The 17831-nt window shown below is 71.0% G+C and carries 18 protein-coding genes and 1 tRNA gene; 9 read left to right on the top strand and 10 right to left on the bottom strand.

Translation table 11 applies throughout. From position 1 onward, the window contains the following. Positions 1–66 precede the first annotated feature (66 nt). Together QK288_RS03020 and QK288_RS03015 are read left to right on the top strand one after the other, a co-directional pair. The gene (locus tag QK288_RS03020) at positions 67–1116 is read left to right on the top strand and encodes a nitrilase-related carbon-nitrogen hydrolase (protein WP_281266336.1); all 1050 of its coding nucleotides are present in this window, start codon (positions 67–69) and stop codon (positions 1114–1116) included. Then, entirely contained in the window at positions 1113–2126 is a 1014-nt protein-coding gene (locus QK288_RS03015) for an agmatine deiminase family protein (RefSeq protein ID WP_281266335.1), read from the top strand. The genes QK288_RS03020 and QK288_RS03015 overlap by 4 nt, the downstream gene beginning before the upstream one ends. 10 nt (positions 2127–2136) lie before the next feature. Here the strand turns inward: QK288_RS03015 and QK288_RS03010 are convergent, their stop codons facing one another. After that, positions 2137–3258: an alpha/beta hydrolase-fold protein gene (locus QK288_RS03010; protein ID WP_281266334.1), complete on the bottom strand. Its 1122-nt coding sequence runs from the start codon at positions 3256–3258 to the stop codon at positions 2137–2139. A 229-nt stretch (positions 3259–3487) separates the two neighbouring features. On the opposite strand from QK288_RS03010, the gene QK288_RS03005 reads away from it, so the two are divergent. Beyond that, a complete protein-coding gene (locus tag QK288_RS03005; RefSeq protein WP_281266333.1) occupies positions 3488–4903 on the top strand; it encodes an APC family permease in 1416 nt (471 codons plus the stop codon). A gap of 9 nt (positions 4904–4912) precedes the next feature. Beyond that, positions 4913–6277 carry an NAD-dependent succinate-semialdehyde dehydrogenase gene (locus QK288_RS03000; RefSeq protein WP_281266332.1) on the top strand — a complete coding sequence of 455 codons (1365 nt, stop codon included), beginning with the start codon at positions 4913–4915 and terminating at the stop codon, positions 6275–6277. Between the two features lie 83 nt (positions 6278–6360). Here the strand turns inward: QK288_RS03000 and QK288_RS02995 are convergent, their stop codons facing one another. Beyond that, positions 6361–6567 (bottom strand): hypothetical protein, encoded by a 207-nt coding sequence (locus QK288_RS02995; protein WP_281266331.1) that lies wholly within the window; start codon positions 6565–6567, stop codon positions 6361–6363. Between the two features lie 193 nt (positions 6568–6760). On the opposite strand from QK288_RS02995, the gene QK288_RS02990 reads away from it, so the two are divergent. Next, a complete protein-coding gene (locus tag QK288_RS02990; protein ID WP_281266330.1) occupies positions 6761–7225 on the top strand; it encodes a hypothetical protein in 465 nt (154 codons plus the stop codon). A gap of 46 nt (positions 7226–7271) precedes the next feature. Here QK288_RS02990 and QK288_RS02985 read toward each other — a convergent pair whose 3' ends face one another. Next, entirely contained in the window at positions 7272–7430 is a 159-nt protein-coding gene (locus tag QK288_RS02985) for a hypothetical protein (protein ID WP_281266329.1), read from the bottom strand. 109 nt (positions 7431–7539) lie between these two features. Between QK288_RS02985 and QK288_RS02980 the strand changes: the two genes are divergently transcribed. After that, complete coding sequence (locus tag QK288_RS02980; RefSeq protein WP_281266328.1) at positions 7540–8070, top strand: GNAT family protein; 531 nt, start codon at positions 7540–7542, stop codon at positions 8068–8070. 63 nt (positions 8071–8133) lie between these two features. Here the strand turns inward: QK288_RS02980 and QK288_RS02975 are convergent, their stop codons facing one another. The 3 genes from QK288_RS02975 to gabT are packed head-to-tail and all read right to left on the bottom strand — an operon-like array spanning position 8134 to position 12346. Continuing rightward, a complete protein-coding gene (locus QK288_RS02975) occupies positions 8134–9504 on the bottom strand; it encodes an NAD(P)/FAD-dependent oxidoreductase (RefSeq protein ID WP_281266327.1) in 1371 nt (456 codons plus the stop codon). After that, on the bottom strand, positions 9501–10994 hold the full coding sequence (locus QK288_RS02970; RefSeq protein WP_281266326.1) for an NAD-dependent succinate-semialdehyde dehydrogenase: 1494 nt from the start codon (positions 10992–10994) through the stop codon (positions 9501–9503). The genes QK288_RS02975 and QK288_RS02970 overlap by 4 nt, the downstream gene beginning before the upstream one ends. Then, positions 10991–12346 (bottom strand): 4-aminobutyrate--2-oxoglutarate transaminase, encoded by a 1356-nt coding sequence (gene gabT, locus QK288_RS02965; RefSeq protein ID WP_281266325.1) that lies wholly within the window; start codon positions 12344–12346, stop codon positions 10991–10993. Before gabT ends, QK288_RS02970 begins: the two co-directional genes overlap by 4 nt. An 89-nt stretch (positions 12347–12435) precedes the next feature. Here gabT and QK288_RS02960 point away from each other — a divergent pair, with 89 nt between their 5' ends. The 3 genes from QK288_RS02960 to QK288_RS02950 all read left to right on the top strand — a co-directional run bounded on the left by QK288_RS02960 (position 12436) and on the right by QK288_RS02950 (position 15900). Then, complete coding sequence (locus QK288_RS02960) at positions 12436–13953, top strand: PucR family transcriptional regulator (protein WP_281266324.1); 1518 nt, start codon at positions 12436–12438, stop codon at positions 13951–13953. A 28-nt stretch (positions 13954–13981) separates the two neighbouring features. Next, a complete protein-coding gene (locus tag QK288_RS02955; RefSeq protein WP_281266323.1) occupies positions 13982–14596 on the top strand; it encodes a TetR family transcriptional regulator C-terminal domain-containing protein in 615 nt (204 codons plus the stop codon). Positions 14597–14712: 116 nt separating this feature from the next. Continuing rightward, positions 14713–15900, top strand: a complete 1188-nt coding sequence (locus tag QK288_RS02950) for a Fic family protein (RefSeq protein ID WP_281266322.1) — start codon at positions 14713–14715, stop codon at positions 15898–15900. 5 nt (positions 15901–15905) lie between these two features. On the opposite strand, the gene QK288_RS02945 is transcribed toward QK288_RS02950, so the two are convergent. From QK288_RS02945 to QK288_RS02930, 4 genes are all read right to left on the bottom strand, one after another. Then, on the bottom strand, positions 15906–16892 hold the full coding sequence (locus QK288_RS02945; protein ID WP_281266321.1) for an NAD(P)-dependent oxidoreductase: 987 nt from the start codon (positions 16890–16892) through the stop codon (positions 15906–15908). 54 nt (positions 16893–16946) lie between these two features. Further along, on the bottom strand, positions 16947–17294 hold the full coding sequence (locus QK288_RS02940; protein WP_281266320.1) for a type II toxin-antitoxin system PemK/MazF family toxin: 348 nt from the start codon (positions 17292–17294) through the stop codon (positions 16947–16949). Next, positions 17288–17527, bottom strand: a complete 240-nt coding sequence (locus QK288_RS02935) for a CopG family transcriptional regulator (protein WP_281266319.1) — start codon at positions 17525–17527, stop codon at positions 17288–17290. Before QK288_RS02935 ends, QK288_RS02940 begins: the two co-directional genes overlap by 7 nt. Before the next feature lie 200 nt (positions 17528–17727). Further along, positions 17728–17814: transfer RNA gene (locus tag QK288_RS02930), tRNA-Leu, on the bottom strand. Between the last annotated feature and the right edge of the window lie 17 nt (positions 17815–17831).

Below are 17831 nucleotides of genomic sequence, written 5' to 3'. Positions count from 1 at the left end.
CCGGATTCTCGTCGTGACCGTTCCGTGACCATTGCGATCGTTGATCATGTGGTCAACAATGGCGCCATGGACGTCGTCACCGCACAGGACCTCGCATCACCGCTCCGCGACGCGAGCACAGACTCCCGTCGGACCACCCGTGTCGCCCTCGTGCAGATGCGGTGGCTCGAGGACCCGGCAGCGCACCGAGCCCAGCTCGCCGAGGGCATCGCCGCCGCGGCCGCGAACGGTGCGCAGGCCGTGTTCCTACCCGAGCTGACGCTGCTGCGGTACCCCGGCGACACTCCGGCGAGCGGTGTCCCGAAGGACCTCGCCGAATCGATCGACGACGGCCCGACGATCACCTTCGCGCGGGAACAGGCCCGCGAGCACGGGATCCTCGTACACGCGTCGCTGTACGAACGGCCGGCCGAGGACGACGACCCGGCCGACCCGCGCGGCTACAACACGGCGGTCCTCGTGGCACCGGACGGTTCGCTCGTCGGACGCACCAGGAAGACGCACATCCCGATCAGCGCCGGGTACTACGAGGACACCTACTTCCGCCCGGGTCGCGACGACGACGCCTTCCCCGTCTACGAGCCGCCCGGACTCGGGGCCCGCGTCGGACTCCCGACGTGCTGGGACGAGTGGTTCCCCGAGGTCGCCCGCTCCTACGACCTCGCGGGCTCCGAGGTCCTCGTCTACCCGACCGCCATCGGCTCGGAGCCGACGTTCCCCGCGTTCGACACGGCGCCGATCTGGCGGCACGTCATCGTGGCGAACGGCATCACCGCAGGGCAGTTCATGGTCGTCCCGAACCGGTGGGGCGATGAGGGCGACATCACCTTCTACGGATCGTCGTTCATCTCCGACCCGTTCGGTCGCGTGCTCATCGAGGCACCTCGTGACGCGAGCGTCGTGCTCGTGGCGGACCTCGACCTCGATGCCCGCACCGAGTGGCTCCGCCTGTTCCCCTTCGCGCTGACCAGGCGACCCGACCTGTACGACTCCCTGGTGGCCCCGGTCGACCCCGATCGGGACGACCACGGCGCGACGGAGGCGATCCGAGCCTCCATCCCGGACCGACCGTCACCGCGGAAGACGGCCGCACGACCGACGGGAGCACGCTCGTGACCTGGCGGATGCCGGCGGAGACGGCTCCGCAGGAGCGGACGTGGATGGCGTTCCCGCGACCGGGCAACACCCTCGGTGACGATCCGGCGAGCGCCGAGGCCGCGCGCACCGCGTGGGCGACGACCGCGAACACCATCAGCGAGTACCAGCCCGTCACCGTGGTGGTCGACCCGGTCGCACGACCCGACGCCGACCGCCTGCTGTCCCGCTCGGTGGACGTGCTCGAGGCGCCGCTCGACGACTTCTGGATGCGCGACATCGGCCCGACCTTCGTCGTCGACGACGAGACCGGCGAACGGGGCGCCGTCGACTGGGTGTTCAACGGCTGGGGTGCGAACTCGTGGTCGACGTGGACCCGCGACGCCGAGATCGCCGCGTCCGTCGCACGGTCCGCCGGTGTCCGACGGATCCCGTCACTGCTGGTCAACGAGGGCGGCGCGATCCACGTCGACGGCCGCGGCCGGGTGCTCGTGACCGAGACGGTGCAGCTCGACCCGCGGCGGAACCCCTACGCGGACCACGCCCGCGTCGAGGAGGAACTCGCCCGGACGATCGGTGCGACGGACGTGATCTGGCTGCCGCGGGGCCTGACGCGCGACTACGACGGGCTCGGAACCCGTGGACACGTCGACATGGTCGCCACGTTCGCGGGAGCAGCGACCGACGTCGTCCTGCTCCACGCCCAACCCGACCCCGACCACCCCGACCACCTCGTGATGCCGCAGATCCGTCGCGCGATCGAACAGGCAACCGACGCCACGATCGTCGAGATCCCGGCGCCGGCGACCCTGACCGACGACGGCGGCCCGGTGGACTGGAACTACGTCAACCACGTCGTGGTGAACGGCGCCGTGATCGTGTGCGGGTTCGGCGAGGAAGCAGCAGACGCCCGCGCACGGGGCATCCTCGCCGACGTCTACCCGGGCCGTGAGATCCGCACGGTCGACGCACGCGAGGTCTTCGCCCGCGGCGGCGGCCTGCACTGCATCACGCAGCAACAGCCCGTTTGAGTCGCCGGGCTCAGCTCGGTGCGATGCCGAGTCGTGGCGCCAGCCACGCGAGCCCGGCGGCGATCGCCGGCCCTGCGGTGCTCCAGCTGTGCCTGCCGCCGGGGAGGATCCACGTGGTGACGTGCATCCCGGCGGCCCGCGCCCGCTGCGCCTGGACGGGCGTCACCTGCCCGTAGGCGTGGTCGTCACCGCCGGCGGCGAAGAACGCGTCCGTGTCCCGGTACGGCCCGTGCGTCGTGAGGATCGCCGCGGGCTGCGCTCGTCGGTAGGCCGCCGCGTTGCCGGAGAACCCCTCCGCGATGGTCTTCTGGACGGATCCGAGACTCGGTCCGTCCTCGCCCGACACGTCGATGATGTTCCCGAACCGTTCCGGATCTCCCGCACCGATCTGGATGGCGCACGTGCCACCCTGCGAGAACCCGCCGACGGTCCACGCAGCGGCCCCCGACTGGACCGTGAGGTGCGAGGTGATCCACGCGGGCACGTCGTCCTCGAGGTAGGTGGCACTGTTGCCGAGGGGACCGTCCACGCACATCGGGTTGGCCGAGTCCGGGCCGAGCTGGTCCGGCACCACCACGATGGGCGCGAGGCCTCGGTGCAGGGTGGCGAGCGCGTCCATCGTCGCCTCGATGTGCCCGCCGGTCTGCAGGTCCTCGGGTCCAGCGCCCCTCGACTGGCCGGACATCAGGACCACGACGGGCAGGTGCGGCGGATCGGCCGTGAGCGCGGCCGGCGGCAGCCAGAGCAGCGCGTCGCGCGCCGTGAAGTGCGACCGGGTGGCCGGGATCGCGACGCGGACGAGCCGCCCGGTCGTCGGCATGCCGGCCGGGGGCGTCCAGGTCGTCGCGAGGTCCTCGGTGGCCGGGGCGGCCGTCTTCCCCGGCGCCTCGGCGGCCGGGATCCCGTCGGAGGGGGGCTCGGCGGTCGCGACCGCGGTCGAGATCGCACTCGGGATCGCACTCGGCATCGCGGTCGTGGCCGAGGTCGGCGGAGCAGCGGCACTGGATGTCGTCGGGGAACCCGCGGCAGCCCTGGTCCACCACGTCGCAGACACGCCGAGGTTCACCGCGGTCAACACCGCCAGGACGACGACCACCACGGTGACGGTCTGAGAGCGAGATGTCCGTTGCATGGGAAGGCCGATCGTAGGGAGCACCGCCGGGAAGTCCGCCGACCGGGAGATCGCCACTCCTGAGGGTTCTCGACGCTCCCCGGCGGCTGGTTCCCGGCATCCACGCGGGTGCTGGTCTGCAATCGCCCCGGAGTACAGCCAGCGGGGTGCCGGTGTACGTCACGGCGGGTCCGGCGAACCCCATGGCGTCGGTACTGTGCACCGAACCGAACGCTCAGGAGGAACGCCCATGGCATCACCCATCGCGGTCACCGCCCCGGCAACACCGGCGCGCGGCGGTTCCCTGAAGCGGAGCCTCGGGCTCTGGGCGATCGTCGGCCTCGGCCTCGGCTACATGACCCCGACCGTCGTCTTCGACACCTTCGGGATCGTCTCCGGAGAGACCGAGGGTGCCGTTCCCAGCGCCTACCTGATCGCCCTCGTGATCATGCTCCTGACCGCCGTGAGCTACGGGAAGATGGTCCGCGTCTACCCGGCAGCCGGATCCGCTTACACGTACGTGCGCGAGTCGATCCACCCCAACGCCGGCTTCATGGTCGGCTGGGCGTCCCTGCTCGACTACCTGCTGCTCCCGATGGTGAACGCGCTGATCATCCGGCTGTACCTCGAGCAGGTCTTCCCGGCGCTGCCCGCATGGGTGACGGTCGTCGTCTACACGGTGTTCGTCACCACGGTCATCTGCCTGTCGATGCGCGGCACGTCGAACCTCAACATGGTCCTGCTCATCGGCGCGATCCTGGCGATGATCGCGTTCGTGGTCTTCACGGTGATCGAGCTCGTGCACGGTGCAGGGGCCGGCACCATCGCGAGCACCGAGCCGTTCGTGCACGACGGCGTGACGATGTCGGCGCTCCTCACCGGCGCCACCGTCGTCTGCTTCTCGTTCATCGGGTTCGACGCGGTCACGATGTACACCGAAGAGGCGAAGTCGATCAGGATCATGCCGAAGGCCATCCTGATGACGGTGCTCATCGGCGGCCTGATCTTCCTGGTGTCGGCGTACTTCGCGCAGCTGCGCTTCCCGACGAACGCCCCGTTCGGCGAGTTCACGGACGACCCGCTCCCCCAGATCGGGCTGATCGTCGGCGGCCCCGTGTTCCAGGCGATCCTCGTCGCGGCGGGATTCGTCGCGGCGCTCGCGTCCGGACTGGCGTCGCACGCCAGCGTCGCCCGCATGCTGCTCGTGATGGGTCGGAACAACGTCCTCCCGAAGCGCGTGTTCGGCTACGTCAGCCCCCGCACGCGGACGCCCATCCCGAACGTGGTCATCGTGGGCGCGGTGACCCTGCTGGCGATGACGTTCTCGCTCGACACGATCTCGTCGTACATCAACTTCGGCGCCCTCATCGCGTTCACGTTCGTCAACGCGACCGTCATCGTGCACTTCGCCGTCCGCCAGGGCCGCCGCCACACCGCGCGCGACCGGTTCGCGTACATCGTGCTCCCCGGGGTCGCGATGCTCCTCACCGGTGTTCTCTGGTCACAGCTGCACGCCGACGCGCTCATCGCCGGCTGCGTGTGGGCCGCCATCGGCTTCGTGTACCTCCTGGTCATCACGAAGGGGTTCCGCGTCCAGCCGAAGGGCTTCGACGAGAACCAGCCGGTGACGGGCGTCAACAAGCAGCTGACCGACGAACAGGCCTGAGAGGAAACGATGACCGACTACGCCGTCACCGACCCGACGACCGGCGAGGTGCTCAGCACCTTTCCGACCATCACCGACGAGGAGCTCCGCGCCGCGATCGACACCGCTGACCGCGCCCACCGCGAGCGCATCAGCACCGTCGCCGAGCGCGCCGCGGTCATGCACCGGGTCGCCGACCTCTACCGCGAGCGCCGCGACGAGCTGGCCGCCACGATCGTCCGCGAGATGGCGAAGCCCATCGACCAGGCGATCGGCGAGGTCGACTTCTGCGCCGACATCTACGACTACTACGCCGACCACGCGGAGGGCTTCCTGGCGGACGAGCCGATCACCCTCGCACCGGGTTCCGAGGGCAGTGCCTTCATCCGCAAGGACTCGGTCGGGGTGCTCCTCGGCATCATGCCGTGGAACTTCCCGGCGTACCAGATCGCCCGCTTCGCCGGCCCGAACCTCCTCATCGGCAACACCGTCCTGCTGAAGCACGCCCCGCAGTGCCCCGAGTCGGCCCTCGCGGTGGAGCGGATCTTCCACGACGCCGGGTTCCCCGAGGGGGCCTACACGAACGTCTTCGCGACGAACGACCAGGCAGCGGACGTCATCGCCGACCCCCGCGTGCAGGGCGTCTCCCTCACCGGCTCGGCCCGTGCCGGAGCCGCAGTCGCCGAGATCGCCGGTCGGAACCTGACGAAGGTCGTCCTCGAGCTGGGCGGCTCCGACCCCTTCATCCTGCTGTCCACCGACGACCTCGACGCCGTCGTGGAGTCCGCCGTCGCCACCCGGCTCGAGGGCAACGGGCAGGTCTGCAACGCCGCGAAGCGATTCCTGGTCGCCGACCACCTGTACGACGACTTCCTGGCGAAGTTCACGGACGCGATGTCGGCCGTGGCACCGACCGACCCGACGACCCCCGGCGCGGAACTCGGGCCCCTGTCCTCCCCGGCGGCCGCCGACCGGCTCGAGCAACAGCTCGACGCGGCGAAGGAGCAGGGCGCGACCGTCGTCACCGGCGGCGAGCGCTCGGGCAACGCGTTCACCCCGACCGTGCTCACCGGGATCACGCCGGACAACGACGCGTACCGCGAGGAGTTCTTCGGCCCCGTCGCGGCCGTCTACCGGGTCACCGACGAGGACGACGCGATCCGGCTCGCGAACGACACCCCGTACGGTCTCGGCTCGTACCTGTTCACGACCGATGCCGACCAGGCCCTCCGGGTCGCGGACCGCATCGAGGCGGGGATGGTCTACGTGAACATCGTCGGCGCGGACAGCCCGGAGCTGCCGTTCGGCGGCGTCAAGGCCAGCGGCTTCGGCCGCGAACTCGGCCCCCTGGGGGCCGACGAGTTCGTGAACAAGAAGCTGATCCGCATCGGCTGACGTCATCCGCGGACCCGACTCCACACCGGACGGGAGGCACGGTGCCAGCTGGCACCGTGCCTCCCGTCCGTCGTCCTCGGCGTTCACCGCCGGGTGCGGTTCCTCCTGATGAAGATCGTTCCGACAGCGCCGACCATCGCCGAGGCGATGGACAGAGCGCTGCCCGCGGACATGGTTCGGTTCCAGAGCGCGGTTCCCTCCGCGACCGACGTGGACCACACCATGAGTGCCAAGCCCGCTCCCAGCAGCATCGCGGCGACCGCGATGACCATGACGTCGATCATCCTCATGAAGTCCCGTTTCGTGGCCGACGAGGGCCGATCATTGAGTTGGCCTTATTGCAGTTCTACACTTCAATGCAAGAAGTCGTACCGAATCGTTTTTTGTCGGAGACGGCTGCTCCACCCGTTGTGGGGGCCGCCCGAGGCGGAGTTGGCCCTAGGATCGCCCTGGTCCGCCACACCGGCGGCAGGGGAGACATCGATGACCGACGCACGTCCACACCGCCGTCCGACGATCGTCACCGTCGCCGTCGCGCTCTGGCTGCTCATCGTCGCCGTGGCCGTCGCGCTCATCGTCGTGCGGGCGGTCACCGCGGCGGTCGGGCCGGGTTCGGCCCACGGGAGCGCACTGCTCCCGGCCGAGGTCGTGGCGGTGCTCCTGTACGCCGCGATCGCCTGGGCGGTGTTCCGGACCGCGGCGGGGTCGCGTCGCGCCCGCGTCGTGCTCGTCGTCGTGGCGGCGGCCCGAGCCGTGCTCGGGTTCGCGCTCGCGCCGCTCCCCCTCGCGATGATCGCGCTGACCATCGTCGCAACGGTGCTCCTGTTCCTCCCGGCGGCGCGCCCGTGGTTCCCGCGCGCGGAACGTACGCCGCGCGCCGCGACGCAGCAGCCGGAGACCATCGGCTGGGATCCGGAGACCGGCGAACGCATCCTTCGACAGGACTGACGGACGGGAGGCACGGTGCCGTCTGGCACCGTGCCTCCCGTCCGTCCTACTGCGGGTCCGCCGGCTCGCCGCCCGAGTCGACGTCGCTGTCCTGCTCCGGGTCCTCCGTGGCGTCGCCGGTGCGCGAGCCGTCGGGGAGGTCCTCGGTGTACTGCCGGGCTTCGTCGGAGGGCTGGCCGGATCCGTGGTGGGTCGTGTCACTCATGGACCGGACCGTACGCGCGGCCCGGACCGCAGCCGCACAGGAGTGCGTTCAGACCGCGATCCGACCGCCGCCGCCAGCGTGATCTGAGCCGCTCTGCAAGACTGCGGTGATGCAGCGGTTCACCGTCCGTCCGATCCACGCCGACGAGTGGGAACACGTCCGTGAGCTTCGTCTCCGCGCCGTGCACGACCCCGTCGCCGCGATGGCGTTCGTCGACTCCGCCGAGCACACGGCATCGCTGCCCGACACGTTCTGGCAGGATCGCGCAGCCGGTGGGTCGGACGACGCCGGCGACGCAGCCACGGCGCGGCAGTTCATCGCCGAGGACGAGTCCGGAACGTGGATCGGGTCTGCGACCGGGCTCCTCGAGCGTGTCGGCGACCCGGACTACGAGGGCCGCCCGATCCCGAGAGACGGCTGCTCGGTCGTCGGCGTCTTCGTGGCACCCGAAGCGCGGGGCGGGAAGGTGCTCGCCGCCCTCTTCGACGCGATCGCCAGCTGGGCGGACGGACCGCTGCGGCTGTCCGTGCACACCGGCAACGCCCGCGCGCGGCGCGGGTACGAGAAGGCCGGCTTCCGGGAAGTCGGCACCGAGTTCACCGGCGCGCTCGGTCCGACGGTGGAGATGCGGCGGTCCTGACCCGCTGACGGACGGGAGGCTCGGTGCCAGCCGGCACCGAGCCTCCCGTCCGCACCGTGGTGACTACCGGACCGTGGCCGGCTGGGGCAGGGCCGCTGCGATCTCCGCAGCGACCTCGCGGCCGATCCGGACCGCACCGTCGACGTGCTGGTAACCGGCACCGGCCAGGTCGCTCGAGGCGAAGCGGATCGGCCCGACCGCTGCGCGCTGGTCGGCGCCGTAGCGTGCGAGACCACCGAGGTCGAAGCTCGCCGCGTACGCACCGCGCGTCCACTCCTCGGTGCCCCAGTCGCTCTCGTAGTAGACGACCGGGTCGGCTGCCTGCGGTCCGTAGTAGTGGACCAGGGACTCCAGGACCCGTGCCTTGCGCTCCGCAGGCTCGAGCGCGAACACCGCGTCGGCGTGCTCGTCGGACACGAAGCCCACGAGCGTCCCCTGCTCCTTGCCGTACGAGGTGTTGTCGTACGCCTCGTGCACGAGCTCGTACGGGCTGAACGCCGTGCCGGAGAGCCCGGCCTCCCGCCAGAACGGCCGGTCGTAGACGGCGTGCACCTTGATGACGAAGCCCATCGACAGGTGCTGGTGGAGCTGGTGCTGCCGTCGGGGCAGCGGCGGGTCGTACGAGATCCGCGTGTAGAGGGGCGGCGGGACGGCGACGAGTGCCTGGCGCGCGTGCACCTCGATGCCACCGTCGGCGATCGCGACGACGCCGTCGTCGGTCCACCGCAGCGTGCGGACCGGGGCGTCCAGGTGCACGTCGTCGCCGAGCTGCTCGGCGAGCCGGAGGGAGACCTGCTGCATCCCGCCGACGACGCGCTTGTCGAGGATGAAGTCGGCGTCGACCAGGTTCGTGAAGCTCCCGGCGGACGCGGCCATCAGGAACGCCTGCAGCGCGGAGAAGGCATGTGCGGGCTTGGTGAGCATCGCACCGGCGATGAACAGCTCGACGTTGTCGGTCGCGACGCGGTCGTCGCTGACGCCGTGCAGCCAGTCACGGAAGGACGTCTCGTCGAGGCGCTTCGCGTCGGGCGACTCCCACGGTCGGGCCGGATCGACGTGCGCGACGTACTCGTCGACGACGGACACCAGGCGTTCGATCTCGTTCGCCGTGGCCGCCGGCAGCGGGAAGATGTCGCCGGTGTACTCGGTGCGGGTGCCGTCCGCGTCGATGTAGACGCTCTGCCCCTCCCGGTACCGGTCGTACGTCTCGAGGCCGAGTTCGTCGAGGGTCTCGAGCAGGGCGGTCTGGTCCGGCGACACCCACTGTCCGCCGATCTCGAGGGTGACGCCCTCGATGTCGTTGGTCCACGTGCGACCACCGACCCGGTCACGTGCCTCGAGGACGGCGACGGTCCTGCCCTCGGCGCGGAGCCGGGTCGCCGCGGTCAGGCCGGTCACGCCGGCGCCGATGATGACGACGTCTCGCTCGATCATCGTGCGTCTCCTGTCGTGGTCGTGCTGCGCTTCCGGAACGGATCGGGCGTCAGCGTGTACATCGTCTCGAGGTACTCGGAGATGCCCTCCGCACCGCCCTCGCGGCCCATGCCGGACTGCTTCACGCCCCCGAACGGCGCCGAGGCGTTCGACACGACGCCGGTGTTGAGGCCGAGCATCCCGGTCTCGAGCCGCTCCATCAGACGCTGTCCGCGTGCCGGGTCCTCGGTGAAGGCGTACGCCACGAGACCGTACTCGGTGTCGTTCGCACGGGTGATCGCCTCGTCGTCGGTGGCGAACGTCGCGATCGCCAGGACCGGACCGAAGATCTCGTCGGTCAGGATGGCGCTGCCCGGCTGCACGTCGGTGAGGACGGTGGGCGCGTAGAACGTCCCGGGGCCGTCGATCGGGTGACCGCCGGTGCGGACGACCGCACCGCGCTCGACCGCGTCGGAGACGAGCCGGTCGGCCTTCGCGACGGCACGGTCGTCGATGAGCGGCCCGATCGCGACGCCGTCCTCGGTGCCGGGGCCGACCCGCATCGCCTCGACGCGGGCGGTGAGCCGGTCGGCGAACTCCGCTGCGACGTCCTCGTGCACCAGGAACCGGTTCGCCGCGGTGCACGCCTGCCCGGTGTTCCGGAACTTCGCGGCGAGGGCGCCGGCCACTGCTTCGTCGAGGTCGGCGTCCGCGAACACCAGGAACGGGGCGTTGCCGCCGAGCTCCATCGAGGTGCGGAGGACGTTCTCGGACGCCTGCGCGAGCAGGGACCGGCCGACGGGGGTCGATCCCGTGAAGGACAGCTTCCGGAGCCGGGAGTCCTCGAGGATCGGGGCGGACACCGCCTTCGCGTCGCTGGTCGGGACGACGTTCACGACGCCGTCCGGCACGCCCACCTCGCGGAGCAGGTCCACGAACAGCAGCGTCGTCAGCGGCGTGAGCTCCGCCGGCTTCACGACGACGGTGCACCCGGCGGCGAGCGCCGGGGCGATCTTCCTGGTCGCCATCGCGAGGGGGAAGTTCCACGGGGTGATCAGGTACGCGGGACCGACGGGCTTGTGGGAGACGATCGTCCGGCCGGAGCCCTCGGGGTTCGTGCCGTACGAGCCGCCGATGCGGACCGCTTCCTCGGCGAACCACCGGAGGAACTCGCCGCCGTAGGTGACCTCGCCGTTCGCCTCGGCGAGGGGCTTGCCCATCTCCAGGGTCATCAGCAGCGCGAAGTCGTCGCGGCGCTCCTGGAGCAGGTCGAACGCGGCTCGGAGGAGTTCTGCACGCTGCCGGGGCGGCGTCGCTGCCCAGTCGGCACGGGCCCGGTCGGCGGCGTCGAGCGCGCGGAGACCGTCGGCCGCGGTGGCACTCGACACCTCGACCAGGACGTCCCCCGTTGCCGGGTCGTGCACCGCGAAGGTGCTGCCGTCTGATGCGTCCTGCCACGTGCCGTCGATGAACAGTCCGGTGGGGATGCGGGAGAGGAGGTCGTGGGTCATGCCGTTGCCAGCCCTTCGAGGACGATGCCGATGCCTTCGACGAGCAGTGCGTCGTCGATGGCGAGCGGCGGGAGGAAGCGCACGACGTTCCCGTACGTGCCGGCCGTCAGCGCGATCACGCCGTGTTCGTACGCATACCGGACGATACGCCCGGTCAACCCGGGGTCCGGAGCACCCGTGTCCGGATCGACGAGCTCCATGGCGATCATCGCGCCCCGCCCGCGGACGTCGCCGATTCGGGGGTCCCGCTCCTGCGCCGCGCGGAGTGCGCCGAGGAGCACCGTCTCGATCTGCTGGGCGCGTTCGATCAGTCCGTCGTGCTCGAAGGCGTCGATGGCGGCGAGCGCTGCCGCACAGGCGATCGGGTTGCCGCCGTAGGTGCCGCCGATGCCGCCGGCGTGCGGCGAGTCCATGATCTCCGCCCGGCCGGTCACGGCGGACAACGGGAGGCCGCCGGCGATGCCCTTCGCCGTGGTCACGATGTCGGGGACGACGCCCTCGTGCTCGCTGGCGAACATCGCGCCGGTGCGGGCGAAGCCGGTCTGCACCTCGTCGGCGATGAACACGACGTCGTTCGTGCGCGCCCACTCGGCGATCGCCGGCAGGAAGCCCGACGCGGGGACGACGAACCCGCCCTCGCCCTGGATCGGCTCGATGAGCACGGCCGCGGTGTTCTCGACGCCGACCTGCTTCTCGATCTGGCTGATCGCGCGTGCTGCGGCCTCGGCGCCCGAGAGCCCGTCGTGGAACGGGTAGGACATCGGCACCCGGTAGACCTCGGGGGCGAACGGACCGAAGCCGCTCTTGTAGGGCTGGTTCTTCGCGGTGAGCGCCATCGTGAGGTTCGTGCGCCCGTGGTACGCGTGGTCGAACACCACGATCGCCTGCTTGCCGGTGTGCTTGCGCGCGATCTTCACGGCGTTCTCGACGGCCTCGGCGCCGGAGTTGAACAGGGCCGTCCGCTTCTCGTGGTCACCGGGGGTCAGGCGGTTGAGCGCCTCGGCAACCTCCACGTACCCGTCGTAGGCCGCGATGGTGAAGCACGTGTGGGTGAAGGCGACCGCCTGCGCCGCGACCGCTGCGGCGACGCCGGGGTGCGCGTTCCCGACACTCGTCACGGCGATCCCGGACCCGAGGTCGACCAGGGAGTTGCCGTCGGCGTCGACCACCACGCCGCCACCGGCCGCGACGACCGCGATCGGCACCGCGACACCGACTCCGGACGGCACGGCGGCCGCCTTGCGTGCGAGGAGCTCCTGGGAGCGCGGGCCGGGGATCGCGGTGACCAGGCGGCGCTCCTGCGGGAGCCCGGGTCCGCCGGTGGTGGTCGCGGGGACAGCGGTGGAGGTCATGCGGCGATCGTAGGAGCCCATCGCGGCCGACTCACTGTCCACCACGTACAGGCGCGCGGGGAGAGATCGCCACGGTGGATACTGGTGACATGCCGGCCACCCTGCGATCCCTGCTCGACCGTCGCGACCTGCGGCTCCGCATGCTGACCGACGCAGACCCCGACGTCCCGATCACGTGGCTGCACAGCTCCGACCTCCCCGACCCGACGCCGTTCCTCGGGACCGGGCAGGCACTGCTGACCACGGGCACCCAGTTCGACTCCGACGCCGAGGTGTCGACCGAGGCGGCGGACGCGTACGTCCGACGACTGACCGACCGCGGGGTCGTCGCGCTCGGTTTCGGGACGGAGGTCGTCAGGGCCGGCACGCCGGACGCCCTCGTCGAGGCGTGCCGCGCCCACGGGCTGCCGCTCTTCGAGGTCCCCTACGAGACCTCGTTCATCGCCGTGGTGCAGGCCAACGCGGAGACGATCGCCCGCGACGCGAACGCCAGGAGCGCATGGGCCCTCGCGGCACAGCGCGCCATCTCCCTCGCCGCCCTGCGCCCGGACGGACTCGGCGCCACCCTCGCCGAACTCTCCCGGCAACTCGACTGCTGGGTGGGGCTGCTCGACGTGTCCGGGCGGATCGACCGCGAATTCCCGGCGGACGGCATCCCGTCCGACGAGCGCGAACAGCTCGAGGCCGAGGGGGCTCGACTCCTCCGCGGCGGACAGCGTGCGAGCCTGCCGATGAGTACCGCCACAGGGGGTTTCACCCTGCAGACGCTCGGGTCGGGAGGGCATCTCGACGGCGTGCTGGCCATCGCGACCGGGTCGCTCGACCAGGCCGGCCGCGAGGTCGTCACCGCGGTCATCGCCCTCGCCGGACTCGCGCTCCAGCAGAACCGCGAGCTGGCTCGTGCCCGCGGGCTGCTCCGTACCGGACTCCTGACGATGCTGTCGTTCGGCGACCCCGAGGTCGTCGAGACCACGTCACGCGAGCTCTGGGGGCCACTGCCGACCGAGCCGATCCGCGTCGCCGCGATCGACGTGCCCGACCACCAGACGGACTCCGTGGTGGACCTCCTCGAGCTCTGGGTGCAGGAGTCCCCCGGACAGCTGTTCTTCGCCGTCGACGACGCGCTGTTCCTCTGCGTGAGCGCCGAGGACCCTCGCCCGGTCGAACGCCTCACCACGCAGTACGGCCTGCACGCCGGGCTGTCCGACGGTGCCGGGTACGGGTACTTCGGGCGCGCCCGCGCCGAGGCCGTCCAGGCACTCGACCGCAGCCGCGAGGGCCGCCCAGGCATCGTCGAGTTCGGCGACCTGGCCCGCGACGGCGTCCTCGCCCACCTCGCGCACACGGACGCCGCGGACATCGCGAGGGCGTTCCTCGCCCCGGTGACGGAGCACGACGCCGCGGCCGGCACCGACCTCACCCGGACGCTCCGCACCTGGCTCGAGCAGAACTGCGAGTACGACCGCGCCGCGCAGGTCCTCGGTGTCCACCGGCACACCGCCCGCGCCCGGATCGAGCACGCCGCGCGGCTCCTCGATCGGGACCTCGGGCTGTTCGCGACCCGCGCCGACGTCTGGGCCGCGTTCGTCGCCCTGCCAGCCGCGTGAAGCACGGTCCACTGCCTAGGCTGACGGTGTGACCGCCCAGCCCCGCCGTCGACTGAGCGCCGCGGACCGTCTGTCCCAGATCGACCACGCAGCCGTCACCGTCGCACGCGCGGACGGCCTCGCCGGGGTCACGCTGCGGTCGGTCGCCGCGTCGATCGGTGTCGCGCCCTCGCTCGTCGCGCACTACCGCCCGTCGATGGAGTCCCTCCTCGCCGACACGTTCCGTGCGATCGCATCGGCCGAGGTCACCGAGGTCGGCGCGATCGTCGAAGAGCGGCCGGACCCGGTCGCACGGCTCGCGGTCCTGCTCGCGTCGATCAACGACCCCGTGCGCGACGACGTCGCGGCACTGTGGGCGGACGCATGGAGCATCGGCCGGACCAACCCCTCCCTCGCCGAGGCCACCCGCTCCGTGATGGACGACTGGCAGGCCCTCGCCCGGTCGGTCGTCGCCGACGGCGTCGCGGACGGATCGATGCACACCGACGACGCGGAGCGCGTCGCGCTCCTCCTCTTCGCACTCGTCGACGCCACGAACGGCTACGCGCTCGTCGACTACCGGTCCCGCTCGGAGCGCGAGGACCTGGTGGTCGCCACCATCGCCGGAGCCGTGGGCCTGTCACCGGAGCAGCTCACGTCCTGAAGGCACCCACGATCAGGACTGGAGGCTCGGTGCCGGCCCGGATCCGACCCTCCATTCCGTCCTTGGTAAAGGTTGTGCAGTATCCTTCACCAAGGACGGTGGAAGGGAAAGGTTCGATGGGCACCACGGCGGTCAGGTGGGAGCAGCGCGCCCTCCCCCGGTTCGAGACCCCGGACCTGCTCCCACGGCGTCAGCGCGAGCTGTGGGACAGCCCGTACCGAGCAGCCGTCGTGCCGCGCATCGCGGACCTCGACGTGCAGGTCGCCGCGCACGCTCGGGCCGATGCAGACGACGCGTCTGGCGCGATCACCCGGTTCGACGCGGAGTTCGCACACTTCCCGGCGCCCTTCTCCGGTGTCCTGCTCCGGAGCGAGTCGGCATCGAGCTCCGAGATCGAACAGCTGACCGCGGGTGCCCGGGCGATCTCCGAGGCAGAGATCGACGAGCGCGTCACCGGGAACGCACCGCAGATCGTGCGGAACGTCCGCGCGATGGAAGCAGCGATCGCCCTCGCGGACGACATCGGCGAAGCGACGATCATCGCGATGCACCGCGCCCTGCTCGCCGAGTCGGCACCGTCGATGGTCGGGCACTACCGGGACGAGCAGGTGTGGATCGGCGGGCGACTCCCGCACACCGCGGAGTTCGTTCCGCCCCACCAGAGCGGTGTCCAAGCAGCCATGGACGACCTCGTGGCGTTCGTCCGCCGGGACGACGTCCCCGTGCTCGTCCAGGCGGCGGTCGCGCACGCCCAGTTCGAGACCATCCACCCGTTCCCGGACGGCAACGGCCGCACCGGACGCGCACTCGTCCAGTCGATCCTGCGCCGTCGCGGGGTGCTGCAGCACCTGACGATCCCCGTGAGCAGTGGACTCCTCACGGATCTGGATGCCTACTTCGGTGCACTCGGGGCCTACCGCGGCGGCGATGCGACGCCCATCGTCGAGGTCTTCGCCGACGCCTCGCTCGCCGGCGTCCGGAACGCGTCCGTGCTCGCGGACGACCTGCGGCAGCTCGAGTCCCGCTGGGACTTCGCCATGCGCGAGCTCCGTTCCGACGCAGCCGCACGGCGGATCGCCCGGTTCTCGATCGAATACCCGGTGCTCAACTCCCGGCTCGCGGTCGAGCGGATCGGCGCGACGCGTCCGGCCGTGCTGAACGGACTCGCGCAGCTGGTCGATCTCGGAGTCCTGCGGTTGGCGAACTCGAAGCAGCGCAACCGGGTCTGGATCAACGATGACGTTGTCGACGCTCTCGACGCGTTCGCCGAACGAAGCGGGCGGCGCGAGCACCCGCGGTACTGATCTCCTCAGGCGGCCGAGAAGGGCGCAGCGACCTCGAGCTCGCCGTGGTCGACGAGCCACCGGACGGCCTCCTCGACCGTCGCGCCGGCCGTGTGCCGCGGGTCGTACCCGAGCAGCCGGCGCGCCTTCTCGATGCTGAACACCTGGCTCCGGGACAGGTGGTCCCAACTCGCGCCGGCCGCGTCCTGGTCGGTGGTCTCGCGGAACCGGTCCCACGTGACGGACTCGAGCCGTGCCTCCTGTCCGAACCACGACGCGGCGACCGCCGCGTAGCCACGGACGTTCAGGGCGTCCGGAGCGACGACGGAGAAGTCCTCGCCGGCGGCGGCGTCCCGGTGCTCGACCGCGAGCTCGAACGCCTGCGCGACGTCGTCCGCGTGCACGTGGTGCATCGTCTCGGCGCCGATCCCGGGCACCTCGAGGACCTCCCCAGCAGCCAACGTGCGCCACACCGACGCATCCAGGTTCCCGAGCGGACCGATCGGCGCCCAGCCGGGGCCGCTGATGTGCCCGGGGTGCAGGCTCGTCGTGACGAGACCGCCGTCGGCGGTCTCCTGCTTGAGCATCCGGGCGATGCGGTCCTTCTGGATGCCGTAGGTCCCGAACGGCGGGGTCATCGCGTCCTCGGTGATGGGCAGCACCTCGCTCGGACCCGCGCGCCACACCGAGCCGCAGTGGATCAGGTGCACGCCGGTGCCGCGGAGCCGCTCGACCAGGGCGGTCGCGGACTCCAGCGTGAAGCAGACCAGGTCGATCACCACGTCGGGCTGCAGCTCGGCGACGCAGTCGGGGAAGGTGCCGTCGCGGTCCTCCTGCTCGCGGTCGGCCGTGACCTGCTGGACGAGTTGCCACTCGGGCGCGTCGGCGTACGCGCGGCGCTGCCCGCGGCTGATGTTCACGACCCGGTGTCCGGCACGGACGAGCCGTGGGACCAGGAACGTGCCGATGTGTCCGCTACCGCCGATGACCACGACGCGTTGGTTGCTGCTCATGCCGGTCACGGTAGGCCGGTGCGGCTGCGGACCGGCGCCGGCAACCCGATCGCGTCAGAGACTGAGTGCCAGTCTCACTCCGGCTTCGACCTGGCCGAGCAGGTAGGCGGGCAGCATGCCGACCGGATGCGGGTCCACGAACTCGCGGCTGACCGGACCGACCTGGGTGACGTTCGCGACCGAGTCCTTGTCGAGGCCAGATGCTCCCGATGGCACGAGGACGTTGCCGGGAAAGCGCTCCATCGCCGTGTTCGAAGTGAGCGGAACGGTCAGCACGGTCTGGATCTTCGATGCCATGAGCCAGTCGGCCTGCAGCACGACGCACGGTCGCACCTTCGCCGGCTCGGAGCCCCCCGGGGAACCGAAATCGGCCCAGACCACGTCGCCGCGTTCGATCACCACTCGTCGCCTTCGACACGGTTGCGCTCGCTCTCACGGACGAAGAGGTCGTCGTCGCGCCCGGACACGGCAAGAGCAGCGTTCGCGAGGGCGGTGAGCTCGGACGTCCCCTCGAGTTCGTCGGCGAGCCGCGAGGCGGCCGTCCGGTAGAACTGCGACCGGTTCATGCCGTGCTGTCTGGCGACCCGCTCGAACCGCAGGAAGTCAGCGTCGGGAACCGAGATCGCCGTCTTCATGGGCTGAGTATGACCGGTAGTACCAGAAGGAGTCGAGGTCCGAGCCCGCGACGATCAGCGAGACGACCACACGACCACGGCCGGACCGGGCCGGCGAGGCGGACGCACACCGAGCCTCCAGTCCGCGGAGCGCGCCTCTACGACGAAGGCCCCCGATCTTCCGATCGGGGGCCTTCTCCCTGTGTCGTGAACACAGTGCCTGGTGCGCGAGGGGGGACTTGAACCCCCACGCCGTTTCCAGCACACGGACCTGAACCGTGCGCGTCTACCAATTCCGCCACTCGCGCCAGCCCGAAAACACTAC

This window comes from Curtobacterium sp. 9128 (genome assembly GCF_900086645.1).
Classification (GTDB): domain Bacteria; phylum Actinomycetota; class Actinomycetes; order Actinomycetales; family Microbacteriaceae; genus Curtobacterium.
Note: the sequence above shows the minus strand (reverse complement) of the source record. Positions and strands in the feature narration are given on the sequence as shown.

Bases quoted from the DNA above. Each gene is read 5' to 3' on its own strand.
- QK288_RS03020 (WP_281266336.1), top strand. From the start codon at position 67: ATGGACGTCGTCACCGCACAGGACCTCGCATCACCGCTCCGCGACGCG.
- QK288_RS03010 (WP_281266334.1), bottom strand. From the start codon at position 3,258: ATGCAACGGACATCTCGCTCTCAGACCGTCACCGTGGTGGTCGTCGTC.
- QK288_RS03005 (WP_281266333.1), top strand. From the start codon at position 3,488: ATGGCATCACCCATCGCGGTCACCGCCCCGGCAACACCGGCGCGCGGC.
- QK288_RS03000 (WP_281266332.1), top strand. From the start codon at position 4,913: ATGACCGACTACGCCGTCACCGACCCGACGACCGGCGAGGTGCTCAGC.
- QK288_RS02995 (WP_281266331.1), bottom strand. From the start codon at position 6,567: ATGAGGATGATCGACGTCATGGTCATCGCGGTCGCCGCGATGCTGCTG.
- QK288_RS02990 (WP_281266330.1), top strand. From the start codon at position 6,761: ATGACCGACGCACGTCCACACCGCCGTCCGACGATCGTCACCGTCGCC.
- QK288_RS02985 (WP_281266329.1), bottom strand. From the start codon at position 7,430: ATGAGTGACACGACCCACCACGGATCCGGCCAGCCCTCCGACGAAGCC.
- QK288_RS02980 (WP_281266328.1), top strand. From the start codon at position 7,540: ATGCAGCGGTTCACCGTCCGTCCGATCCACGCCGACGAGTGGGAACAC.
- QK288_RS02975 (WP_281266327.1), bottom strand. From the start codon at position 9,504: ATGATCGAGCGAGACGTCGTCATCATCGGCGCCGGCGTGACCGGCCTG.
- QK288_RS02970 (WP_281266326.1), bottom strand. From the start codon at position 10,994: ATGACCCACGACCTCCTCTCCCGCATCCCCACCGGACTGTTCATCGAC.
- gabT (WP_281266325.1), bottom strand. From the start codon at position 12,346: ATGACCTCCACCGCTGTCCCCGCGACCACCACCGGCGGACCCGGGCTC.
- QK288_RS02960 (WP_281266324.1), top strand. From the start codon at position 12,436: ATGCCGGCCACCCTGCGATCCCTGCTCGACCGTCGCGACCTGCGGCTC.
- QK288_RS02950 (WP_281266322.1), top strand. From the start codon at position 14,713: ATGGGCACCACGGCGGTCAGGTGGGAGCAGCGCGCCCTCCCCCGGTTC.
- QK288_RS02945 (WP_281266321.1), bottom strand. From the start codon at position 16,892: ATGAGCAGCAACCAACGCGTCGTGGTCATCGGCGGTAGCGGACACATC.
- QK288_RS02935 (WP_281266319.1), bottom strand. From the start codon at position 17,527: ATGAAGACGGCGATCTCGGTTCCCGACGCTGACTTCCTGCGGTTCGAG.